Annotated in this window: 9 protein-coding genes and 1 pseudogene; 5 read left to right on the top strand and 5 right to left on the bottom strand. The window is 60.6% G+C overall.

Annotated features, from left to right (window positions below):
- The 3 genes from H0V78_01255 to H0V78_01245 all read left to right on the top strand — a co-directional run.
- Positions 1-632: hypothetical protein (locus H0V78_01255; GenBank protein MBA2350445.1), on the top strand; the 632-nt coding region annotated here is incomplete at its 5' end.
- Positions 629-2,566 (top strand): response regulator, encoded by a 1,938-nt coding sequence (locus H0V78_01250; protein MBA2350444.1) that lies wholly within the window; start codon positions 629-631, stop codon positions 2,564-2,566. The genes H0V78_01255 and H0V78_01250, both read left to right, overlap by 4 nt.
- Positions 2,567-2,741: 175 nt before the next feature.
- Positions 2,742-5,684: a PAS domain-containing protein gene (locus H0V78_01245; GenBank protein ID MBA2350443.1), complete on the top strand. Its 2,943-nt coding sequence runs from the start codon at positions 2,742-2,744 to the stop codon at positions 5,682-5,684.
- Here H0V78_01245 and H0V78_01240 read toward each other — a convergent pair.
- From H0V78_01240 to H0V78_01225, 4 genes and pseudogenes are all read right to left on the bottom strand, one after another.
- A pseudogene (locus H0V78_01240) lies at positions 5,650-6,381 on the bottom strand (response regulator transcription factor). The gene H0V78_01245 and the pseudogene H0V78_01240 overlap by 35 nt on opposite strands.
- A gap of 596 nt (positions 6,382-6,977) precedes the next feature.
- Complete coding sequence (locus H0V78_01235; GenBank protein ID MBA2350442.1) at positions 6,978-8,099, bottom strand: PA0069 family radical SAM protein; 1,122 nt, start codon at positions 8,097-8,099, stop codon at positions 6,978-6,980.
- Between the two features lie 88 nt (positions 8,100-8,187).
- Positions 8,188-8,511 (bottom strand): ferredoxin family protein, encoded by a 324-nt coding sequence (locus H0V78_01230; protein ID MBA2350441.1) that lies wholly within the window; start codon positions 8,509-8,511, stop codon positions 8,188-8,190.
- A 78-nt stretch (positions 8,512-8,589) separates the two neighbouring features.
- Positions 8,590-8,793, bottom strand: a complete 204-nt coding sequence (locus tag H0V78_01225) for a hypothetical protein (protein ID MBA2350440.1) — start codon at positions 8,791-8,793, stop codon at positions 8,590-8,592.
- Between H0V78_01225 and trxA the strand changes: the two genes are divergently transcribed.
- On the top strand, positions 8,776-9,102 hold the full coding sequence (trxA, locus tag H0V78_01220; protein MBA2350439.1) for a thioredoxin TrxA: 327 nt from the start codon (positions 8,776-8,778) through the stop codon (positions 9,100-9,102). The two genes, H0V78_01225 and trxA, sit on opposite strands and share 18 nt — an antisense overlap.
- A 133-nt stretch (positions 9,103-9,235) precedes the next feature.
- Positions 9,236-10,495, top strand: coding sequence for a transcription termination factor Rho (gene rho / locus H0V78_01215; protein MBA2350438.1), 1,260 nt, complete (start codon positions 9,236-9,238; stop codon positions 10,493-10,495).
- Between the two features lie 280 nt (positions 10,496-10,775).
- On the opposite strand, the gene H0V78_01210 is transcribed toward rho, so the two are convergent.
- A partial coding sequence (locus H0V78_01210; protein MBA2350437.1) for a hypothetical protein occupies positions 10,776-10,948 on the bottom strand: 173 nt, incomplete at its 5' end.

The raw sequence follows: 10,948 nt of genomic DNA, 5'->3' as shown, positions 1-10,948 counted from the left end.
CGCTGATCCCGAGCCAGGTTCACAGGAAAATCGTCCGTGCGCAAGGCGCGCGCGACCGCCGCACGTTTTCCGCCGTTTTTCTCGACCAGCCGCTGGCGCGCCGGTTGCGGCTGATTCAGTTTTTGCTGCCGCGGCGAAAGCATATCGGCGTCGTCCTCTCCGGCGAATCGGTCGAATCGCCGGAGAGGTTGCAGGCAGCCGCCAGGCGCTTTGGATTTCAGATTCACTGGGAGGCGATCGACGATCAGGACCAGATGCTGTCGGCGTTGCAGCGCGTGCTCGCCGACAGCGCGGTATTGTTGACGCTGCACGACCCCATCGTGCTGAACCGGGAAACCGCGCAGGCGGTATTGCTGACCAGCTACCGCTATCAGGCTCCGGTGATTGCCTATTCGGCAGCTTATGTCAGCGCCGGCGCGCTGGCCGCCGTGCATTCGATTCCTGCGCAAGTCGGCCGACAGACCGGAGAGCTGGTTCGAGCCTGGCTGGCCGGCCGCAACCTGCCGCCGCCGCAATTCCCGCAATACTTCGATGTCAGCGTCAATTACCACGTGGCGCGCTCGCTGGGACTCGATGTTCCCGGCGAAGCGATGCTGCTCGAACAATTGCGCACGGCGGAGTCGGCGCCATGAAGCACTGGGGCATCAGGCAGCGCGCCCTGCTGCTGGCTTTGGCGCCGGCGACGCTGATCGCGATATTGCTCGCGGTTTACTTTATCAATACACGTTTCGCCGATCTCGAACAATCGCTGGAAGAGCGCGGCCTGGCAATCGCGCGGGCGCTCGCGCCGGCATCGGAATACGGCGTATTCGCAGGCAACCGCCAGGTTTTGCAGCGCATTGCCGATTCGGCGCTGCGCGAAGCGGACGTCAGGGCGGTGACGATCCGCGACCGGCTGGGCGTGGTTCTAGCGCAAAGCGGCGCATCGCTCGACCCGGCATTACCCGCGCCGGACCGCAAAACGATGAGCGCTAGCCTCGCGCAAGACCGCGTCCTGGTATTCAAGACGCCGATTTTGCAAAACCAGATCGCGCTCGAAGATTTTTTCGAAGCGGACGGCAAGCGCCCTGTCGGATCCGCCGAGACTGCGGTGATCGGTTCGATTCATGTCGAGATAGCGCGCGACGAGTTGATTGCGCGCAAGGCGCGCCTGCTTCTGCACAGCCTTCTTATCACCCTTGGCGTGCTGTTGGTGACGGGGTTTGTGGCAATCCGCATGAGCCGCGGCATCAGCCGGCCGATCTCGCGCCTGACGGAAACGGTCGAGAAAATCGAAGCCGGAGATTTCGATGCGCGCGTCAAGCCCGATTCCAGCGGCGGCCTCGGCGCGCTCGAGTCGGGTGTGAATGACATGGCTGTCGCGCTCAAATCGGCGCGCGACAACCTGGAGGAGCGGATCACGGCAGCGACCGTCGAACTGGCCGCCCGCACCAAGGACGCAGAGCGCGCCAATCAGTCGAAATCGCGATTTCTGGCGGTTGCCAGCCACGATCTGCGGCAGCCGCTGCACGCGCTCGCCCTGTTCGTCGCCGAGCTGCGCGATAAAGTGCGCACGGACGAAAACAGGGCGCTGGTCGCACGCATCGACGCGTCGGTCAGCGCCATGGAAGACTTGCTCGATGGCTTGCTGGATATCTCGCGGCTCGATGCCGGCGTTGTCGAGCCGGTACTCTGCGATTTTCCGATCGACCCGATGCTCGAGCGCCTGCGGGAAAACTTCATGGCGCGTGCGGCAGAAAAGGGCTTGAAGCTGCGCATCGTCTCCTGTAGCGCATGGGTACACAGCGACCCGTTTCCGCTCGAGCGCATCCTGCAGAATCTGCTTTCGAACGCCTTACTCTATACGTCGAAAGGCGGCATCGTGCTCGGCTGCCGGCGCAGACGCAAATCGCTGCGCATAGAAGTCTGGGATAGCGGCAGCGGCATACCGGAAGCGCAGCAGAAAGATATCTTTCAGGAATTTGTCCAACTCGATAATCCTGCGAACGAGCGTGGCAAGGGTCTAGGCCTGGGGCTTGCCATCGTCGAGCGCCTCGCGCAATTGCTGCACCACCGCATCACGCTCGTATCGCGCGTTGGCGCAGGCTCGCGCTTCAGCGTCGATGTGCCGCGCATTTCGCCGCAGCCTGCGGCCTTAAGCTCGCGGCAGGCGGTCGAGCCGCCGGCACGGGACGAAGATTTGAGCGGCACCTTGATCGCTGTGATAGATGACCAGGCACTGGTGCGAGCGGGCATGCATGGCCTGCTTACGGCATGGGGCTACCAGGTCGTCGTTGCCGGATCGGCGGATGAAGCTGAAGCACAGTTTCACAATCTGCGCCGGCCTGATGCGCTGATCTGCGATTATCGCTTGCCTGGCGAAGAAAACGGTCTGCAACTCGTGACGCGCTTGCGCGAAACGTACGCCACCGCGACCACACCCTGCATCCTGATCAGCGGCGATACGGCGCCGCTGCTCGGCCAACAGGCAAAGAACGCCGGCTGCCACCTGATGCACAAGCCGGTGCGCCCGGCGACGCTGCGCACGCTGCTTGGCGAACTGCTCGGCGTGCAGCGAAACGAGTAGCTCGACGCTCACAGCGATCGCGGCGCATGATTTTTACCGGGCACTGCGCAGACGCCACGGCGGATTCCGTTGCGGGAAACCAGCGTAAACCCGGCCTCGCCGCAAAGTTCTATAATCGGGTTGCCGCGCTCCCGCGCGATGCGCGAGCAGTCAACTGTTAGTCCTGATGCGAGCGATGCCAGCTATCACCATCCCGCCAAAACCACGCACAGCGCCGCGACCCACCGATGAAGCGGCGCGCCTCGGCGCATTGCGTCGCTATGCGATTCTGGATACGCCGGGCGAGCCGGCGTTCGACGACATCACGCGCCTGGCCGCTCACATCTGCCGGGCGCCGATCGCGCGTATCATCTTCATCGATGAGAGGCGGCAATGGATGAAATCCGAGGTCGGCGTTCGTCTTTGCGAATCGCCGCGCGATGAATCGATTTGCGCTCACGCGATTCTTGAGCCGCGGCTCTCGATATTTCCCGATCTCGCCAAAGATGCGCGTTTCGCGACGCACCCGCGCGTTGCCGGCAAACCGCATCTGCGCTTTTACGCAGCGGCGCCGCTGCGTACCGGCGATGGTCACGCACTCGGCACCGTCTGCGTCCTCGATTACCGACCGCGCAGGCTAAGCCGGGAACAGAAAGAGGCGCTCGAGGCGTTGGCGCGCCAGGTCATGACGCAACTCGAGCTGCGCCGCTCCCGGATGGCCGACGCGACCGCAACACGCAAGGCGCAGACCGCGCTACAGCGCAAGGAGCGCGAATTGCACCTGATTGCCGACGTCATGCCGGCATTGATCGCCCACATCGACAGCGAGCAGCGCTATCTGTTCGCGAATCGGACGTACGAGCAGTGGTGCGGCAAGAGCCGCGCCGAAATCCTGGGCGCGACGGTGCGCGATGTCGTAGGCGAAAGCTCTTACGCCGGGTTGCGGCCGTACATCGAGGGAGTGCTGTCCGGCCAGCCGGTGTCGTTCGATCGACCCGCCGTTTATCCCGATGGCCTGGCGCGCCATGTGCACGGCGACTACCTGCCCGATGTCGACGAGCACGGTGTCGTGCGAGGATTTTTTGCGCTGGTCGCCGACATAAGCGAGAGCCACCGCATCGAAGAGACGCTGGCGCGGCGCGAACACGAACTGCGGCTGATCGCCGATTCGCTGCCGGTTCTGATTGCATACATCGACCGCGAGCGCCGCTATCGATTCGTCAATCGCACCTATGAACTCTGGTTCGGCGTCAAGCGCGAACAGGTGTATGGAAAGACCGTTCGCGAGGTCATTGGCGAGCCGGCATTCGCCAGCGTCAGCCGGGAAGTCGATCTGGTTCTGGCCGGCCAGAGCGTCGCCTTCGAGCGCTGGGTGCCTTATGCGCTCGGCCCGGCACGCTGGATCAAGGTCGACTATATTCCCGATATCGCGGCGAATGGCGTTGTCCGCGGCTACTTCGCGCTGGTTCTTGACATCAGCGAACGCATACAGGCCGAAAGCCGCGTGCGGGCTCAGTACGCAGTCAGCCAGATACTCGCAACGTCAAGCAACGCGCGCAGTGCGAGTTTCGAGGTTCTTCAGGCGATAGCCAGGCACATGCAATGGGATTTTGGAGCGGTCTGGCTGTGGAACGAGGCAGAAGGTGTACTTCGCTGTCGCGACCTGTGGTATGCCGACCGCGACACGCTTGCCGAATTCGAAAAAACCTGCCTGGCCACCTCGCTGGCGCCGGGGGTTGGCGCGCCCGGCCGCGTTTTCGCCCGCGCCGCGCCGATGTGGTTTTCGGATATCTGCCAGGAAGATAATTTCCCGCGCGCGGCGGCAGCCAGGCGTTGCGGACTGCATGCGGCATTTGCTTTTCCGGTGATCGTCAATGGCAAGGTTGAAGCCGTCATCGAATTTTTCAGCCGCGCGATCCGCGAACTGGATCAGGGCTTGCTGCAAACCGCCGAAGCGATTGCGCGGGACGTGGCGCATTTTATTCTGCGACGTCGCGCCGAACTTGAGATCAAGAGCCTGAATGCGGACCTCGAACACCGCGTCACCGAATTGCAGGCGCTGATGGATGTGGCGCCAGTCGGGATAGCCGTGGCGCGAGACGCGGATTGCGACGTGATAACGAGCAATCGCGCGTTCACCGAGCTGCTCGGCATGGATGCCGATAGCAACGTCTCCCTGAATCGGCCGCAGCCGCCGTATCGCGTCTTCAAGGGCGGAGTCGAATGTCCGGCACGCGATTTGCCGATGCAGCTCGCGGCGCAGCGCCGCGAAAAAGTCGAAAGCGTAGAGCTCGAGGTGCTGCGCGCCGACGGCAAACGCGTACACGTCCTGGTCAATGCCGCGCCGCTGTTCGACGGCGAGGGTGCTGTGCGCGGTGTTATCAGCTCGCAGATAGACATAAGCGAGCGGAAGCGGGCGGAAGCCAACCTCGCGCGGCACACTCTGCAACTGGAAAAGGTCGTCGATGAGCGCACGGCGCAGTTGCGCGAGTTGTCGGCCCACCTGCAATCGGTGCGCGAGGATGAGAAAGCGCATATCGCCCGCGAGGTGCACGACGAACTCGGCGGCGTCCTGACCGGGCTCAAAATGGATGTGTCGTGGCTGCACCGAAAGCTGACGGCTGCCAAGCCGGAAATCCAGAACAAGATCGCAACCTTGCTGCAACTGATCGATACCGCGATCGCCGCGGTGCGCAAGATTCAATCCGATCTACGTCCGGCGCTGCTCGACGATCTCGGTCTGATTTCGGCGCTCGAGTGGCAAGCGCAGGAATTTGCCGGGCGCTCCGACATTCCCTGCCAGTTTCACGCGAAGGTCGGCAATAGCGAGTTTGCGCCGGCCCATGCAATCGCGCTGTTTCGCGGATTTCAGGAAGCGTTGACCAACGTTGCGCGGCATGCCAAAGCGAGCCAGGTTACAGCGAGTCTGGCCCGCGACAGCGGCAATATCGTTCTCGAGATCAGCGACGATGGCGTGGGAATGGAAAGCGTACGGCTCGACGATATATCGCGCCACGGCATACGCGGCATGCAAGAGCGCGTTTTTTATCTCGGCGGCGCCGTGTCGGTGGACAGCAAGCCCGGCTGCGGCACCAAAGTGACGATCAGGCTGCCCGATTCGAGCCAAGACCAGGGCTAGATGCTTCGATTCCCACCTCCTCGCCCTCCTCTCTCACCGCAGTCCTGCTGAAATCGAGCTGAGCGGCAGCCAACACCGCCTGGGTGCGACTCGTTGCATGCAGCGCCTTCAGGATGGCGGTCACGTGGATTTTGACCGTTCCCTCCGCCAACCCAAGGTCGCGGCAAATCACCTTGTTCGGCTTGCCCTGGATCATCAGCATCAGCACTTCAAGCTGGCGCTCGGTCAAACCGAGTTCGGTGATATGACAAGTCCGCGCGGGAGCCGACTGCGGGGTTGACGTTCGCGTGTTCGACGTCCCCTTGCCCAATAACTCCTGCGGCAGGTAGACACCCCCGGCAAGCACCAGATTCAGCGCCGACAACATCACCGAGCACGGCGACGATTTTGGAATGAAGCCGACCGCGCCATGATTGAGAGCCCGGGTGACGTCGGCGCGGTCGTCCGATGCCGATAACACGACGATTGCGATCGCCGGATGACGCCTGCGCAGTTCGATCAAGCCGGCGAAACCGTCTAGACCCGGCAGGTACAGATCGAGCAGGCAGAGGTCGAGATCGGGATTCGCATTAGCCAATGCAAACGCCTCCGCGCAGGTTGCCGACTCGAACATCTCTACCTGGGCATCGAGCTGTTTCAACACGCCGCGCAGAGCCTCGCGAATCAGCGCGTGGTCGTCGACAACCAGAATCCTGAGGTTTTCGTTCGCCAGGTCAGCCACGCCACTCCCCTGTTTCCTGCACCAGACCGTCTTTTTGCTCAAAACAACGCTCACGCGTTTTTTCCTGACGCCTTTGCTACCTTGCAAGATTCAAAGCCCTGCTTGCTGGCAACATACAGTTGTTCGGAGCAGGGAACAGTACGCTCGATGCAAGGAACAAGTATGCGCGATGTGACCGGCCGCCTGTTTGCGACGGATGAGGCGTAGGAACTCTATCTCTCCACACACTATTACTAAAGTTCTATTGCCTCGGCGTTATCTCGGCACAACAATAGACCGTCATTTTTCGGCAAGCTTGCAAAACAGCTATGCAGATTCAGCGAAACTCAATCAGGTCAAACTCGTCGCCCCGGGACTTGATGTCCCAAACCCGGCAGAGTAGACCCGTTATCACGCCGCCACAAGTTTTTCTGGGCATGCTGCGAAGCGCGATCGTGGCGCTCGTCCTGGTTGTGGTCGGCTGGCTGGTCGTTGTCGACACCCTGCCGATTTTATCCGCACCGCCCATGCTCGCTAAGGTTAGCCCCGAGCTTGACCCCGGCAGCAGCACGCATTTAGGCAGCAGCGCGCAATCAGAATAGCGTGAGCTGCGTGGTCGGCACGCAGAACTGATCGACTCTCGAACGAAAGCGCCTTTCATTCAGGCCGGAACGCTGACAGGCGATTCGGAAACGCTGCGCCAGCAGGGCCGCGAATTCGCCCTGGCCGCGCATGCGCCGGCCAAATTCGCTGTCGTTGTCGCGCCCATCCCGCATTTCGGCGACCCGGCTCATGACGTGCCGGGCTTTCAGCGGATAGTGCAGAGCTAGCCAGGCCTTGAACAAGGGCTTCACTTCGTACGGCAAGCGCAGCAGCGTGTAGCCCGCCATGACTGCCCCGGCATCGCCGGCGGCGGCGAGAATCTGTTCCATCGCGCTGTCGGTCAGAAACGGGATGACGGGCGCGACCATTACGCCACACGGCACATTCGCCTGGCTCAACGCGCGTAGGGCTTGTATGCGTCTGGCCGGCGCCGATGCGCGAGGCTCGAGCCGGCGCGCGAGATCCCGATCGAGTGTTGTTACCGAAATGAAAACCTGGACCAGTTCGCGCCCGGCCATCGCTGAAAGAATATCCAGATCGCGTTCGATGCGCGCCGATTTGGTAATGATCGCGACCGGCTGGTTGAATTCAGCGCACACCTGCAGAATCTGGCGCGTGATTCGCCAGTCGCGCTCGATTGGCTGATACGGGTCAGTATTGGCGCCGAGCGCGATCAGCTCGCAGCGATAACCCGGGCGGGATAATTCAGTGCGCAGCAGTTCCGCGCCGTTCTGCTTGGCGAAAAGCCGGGTTTCGAAATCGAGACCGGGCGACAAATCAAGATAAGCATGACTGGGGCGCGCGTAGCAGTAAATGCAGCCGTGCTCGCAGCCGCGGTAGGGATTGATCGACTGGTTGAACGGAATATCGGGCGATTCGTTGCGCGCGATAATGCTGCGCGCACGTTCCGCGCTCACGAATGTTTTTAGCGGCGCCGTATTTTCCGCCCATTCCTCCCCCGATTGCGCCGAGCGTTCCGCCGGCGCAATCGGGCGCTGGCCATCCTCGTCTGCTTCGCGTGACAAGCGCTCGAAACGGCCTTCGGGGTTGGCTGTCGCGCCGCGGCCTTTTTGGGTGGCGGCTCGCGCGCCGCATTGTGTTTTGAGCGGCATCAGATGGCCTCAAAGCTGCTCTGGAAACAGAATCGACGCGCCGCCTTTGCAACATCGTGCAACATCGGCTTTAGCTGAAAAGGTTGTCCTAACGTTCGAGCAAAGCGTCCTTGTCCTTCACGTCTTTCCACTCGTCAGCATCGGCCGGCGCGTCTTTTTTCTCGACGATGGGCCCCCACAGCTTGGCCAACTCCGCGTTGATCGCTGTGTAATGCTGCTGATCGGCCGGGACATCATCCTCGGCGAAAATCGCGTCGACCGGACATTCGGCGACGCATAAGGTGCAATCGATGCATTCGTCCGGGTCGATCACGAGGAAGTTAGGCCCTTCACGAAAACAGTCGACCGGACAGACATCCACACAGTCCGTATATTTACATTTGATGCAGCTTTGCGTAACGACGTAGGTCATACCAAATCCCGGGTCCATGCTCGTTTAAAGGCAGTTATTTTAACAGAGCGCGCGGCGCCGGCGCACACCATGAAACCTTCACGCGCGCAAGCATTTTCGTTTATGATGCAAAAAAGCTGTCACGATCAGGCCGTGTTCTTCGGCCGTAGCGACCGCCTGTCGTAATCCGCAATCCAGAGCCCTGGCGACGATCTTCTCGAAGCAACCTTTCTCTTTTTCAGCCATTGCCGTTGTTCCGGCAATACGATTATCCGAGGCAAAACAATGAGCGAACATATCCATTACGTTACTGACGACACTTTTGGGCCTGAAGTTTTGCAGGCGCCCCTGCCGGTTCTCGTCGACTACTGGGCAGAGTGGTGCGGGCCCTGCAAAATGATCGCGCCGATCCTCGATGAGGTCGCGAAGGAATACGCCGGCCGCCTCAAAATCGCCAAGCTCAATATCGACGAAAACCAATCTACACCGCCGAAATACGGCATTCGCGGCATTCCGACTTTGATGCTATTCAAGAACGGCAATATCGAAGCAACCAAGGTTGGCGCGGTTTCGAAATCGCAATTGACGGCGTTCATTGACAGCAATATTTAATGCGGCTACGCTTACCCTGAGCTTTCACCGCGCCTCTACATAATGGCAACCCAAGGTGAAAGCCAGCCCCTCCCGATCTGCGTCCTTCCCGGTTTCTTCCGCTCCCGGCATCAACTCCTTGGATCTTGTCGCAATGCACTTATCTGAATTGAAGAATTTACACGTGACCGAACTGGTCGACATGGCAGTCACCAATGAGATCGACGGCGCGAGCCGGCTGCGCAAGCAGGATCTGATTTTCGCTCTGCTGAAAAATCAGGCGCGTAAGGGCGAAAGCATTTTTGGCGAGGGCACGCTCGAAGTGCTGCCCGACGGCTTTGGTTTCCTGCGCTCGCCCGATACCTCCTACCTGGCCGGGCCGGACGACATTTATGTCAGCCCGTCCCAGATTCGGCGCTTCAACCTGCATACCGGCGATTCGATCGAGGGAGAAATTCGCACCCCCAAGGACGGCGAGCGCTATTTCGCGCTGGTCAAGGTCGACAAGGTCAATTCGGAACCGCCGGAAAATTCCAAGAACAAGATCCTGTTCGAGAATCTGACGCCGCTGCATCCGGATGAGCGCTTCGTGCTGGAGCGCGACATCAAGGCCGAAGAAAACATCACCGGGCGCGTGATCGATATCATCGCGCCGATCGGCAAAGGTCAGCGCGGGCTGATCGTGTCGCCGCCGAAGGCCGGCAAGACAGTGTTGATGCAGCATGTCGCGCACTCGATCACGAACAATCATCCAGAAGTGATGCTGATCGTGCTGCTGATCGACGAGCGGCCTGAAGAGGTGACCGAGATGATCCGCTCGGTCAAGGGCGAAGTCGTGTCGAGCACATTTGACGAGCCCGCGACGCGCCACGTCCAGGTCGCGGAAATGGTCATCGAAAAAGCCAAGCGCCTGGTCGAGCACAAAAAGGACGTTGTCATCCTGCTCGATTCGATCACGCGCCTGGCGCGCGCTTACAACACCGTGGTGCCGGCGTCCGGCAAAGTGTTGACCGGCGGCGTCGACGCCAACGCGCTGCAGCGCCCGAAGCGCTTTTTTGGCGCCGCGCGCAATATCGAAGAAGGCGGTTCACTGACGATCATCGCGACCGCGCTAGTCGAAACCGGTTCGCGCATGGACGACGTCATCTACGAAGAATTCAAAGGCACCGGCAATCTCGAAATTCATCTCGACCGGCGCATGGCCGAAAAGCGCCAATACCCGGCGATCAACGTCAATCGCTCGGGAACACGCAAGGAAGAATTGCTGATCAACAAAGAGGTGCTGCAGAAGATCTGGGTGCTGCGCAAACTGCTCTACCCGATGGACGACCTTGAGGCGATGGAGTTCTTGCTCGATAAAATCAAGGGCACCAAGAACAACGCGGATTTCTTCGACAGCATGCGCCGCGGTTAGGCGCAGCATCCAAAACTCGCGATCGTTCGCAGCACCTTGTCGAAATCCGGACGCGCTTCCCGCAAGCGGGCGCCTGCGGCGCTAACGTGTCAGCGCGCCTACTTATTCGATTCGATGCGCATAGGTTAAGTGCGCCTCAAGGTCACAGCCCGATCCCGCACGCGGGCCTGCGGCTAACGTGTCGCGGTCTTCACCTTTCGGCGATAAAGTTCTAGCTCGATAAAATCAAGGGCACCAAGAATAACGCGGATTTCTTCGACGGCATGCGGCGCGGTTGACGTCAGCTTCTGAGCACCGCCGGCATGACGGCCTGCTCCAGGCGCAGCTCCCGCAGTTCAGCAAGGCAAAAATGAATGAAGGCAAGACCGGTATAGATCGGCGAAAACAGATTCAATAACGGCACGTAATGCAACAGACCAGCCAGGGCGCCGAGGACATAAAGCCGGTTGCCGG

It is taken from the genome of Burkholderiales bacterium (genome assembly GCA_013695435.1).
Classification (GTDB): domain Bacteria; phylum Pseudomonadota; class Gammaproteobacteria; order Burkholderiales; family JACMKV01; genus JACMKV01.
The sequence above is the reverse complement of the archived record's forward strand: the minus strand, read 5'-3'. Positions and strand labels throughout refer to the sequence as shown.

Excerpts from the sequence above, each read along its gene's own strand:
- H0V78_01235 (MBA2350442.1), bottom strand. The coding sequence starts at position 8,099 with ATGCCGCTCAAAACACAATGCGGCGCGCGAGCCGCCACCCAAAAAGGC.
- trxA (MBA2350439.1), top strand. The coding sequence starts at position 8,776 with ATGAGCGAACATATCCATTACGTTACTGACGACACTTTTGGGCCTGAA.
- H0V78_01245 (MBA2350443.1), top strand. The coding sequence starts at position 2,742 with ATGCCAGCTATCACCATCCCGCCAAAACCACGCACAGCGCCGCGACCC.
- H0V78_01230 (MBA2350441.1), bottom strand. The coding sequence starts at position 8,511 with ATGACCTACGTCGTTACGCAAAGCTGCATCAAATGTAAATATACGGAC.
- H0V78_01250 (MBA2350444.1), top strand. The coding sequence starts at position 629 with ATGAAGCACTGGGGCATCAGGCAGCGCGCCCTGCTGCTGGCTTTGGCG.
- rho (MBA2350438.1), top strand. The coding sequence starts at position 9,236 with ATGCACTTATCTGAATTGAAGAATTTACACGTGACCGAACTGGTCGAC.
- H0V78_01225 (MBA2350440.1), bottom strand. The coding sequence starts at position 8,793 with ATGGATATGTTCGCTCATTGTTTTGCCTCGGATAATCGTATTGCCGGA.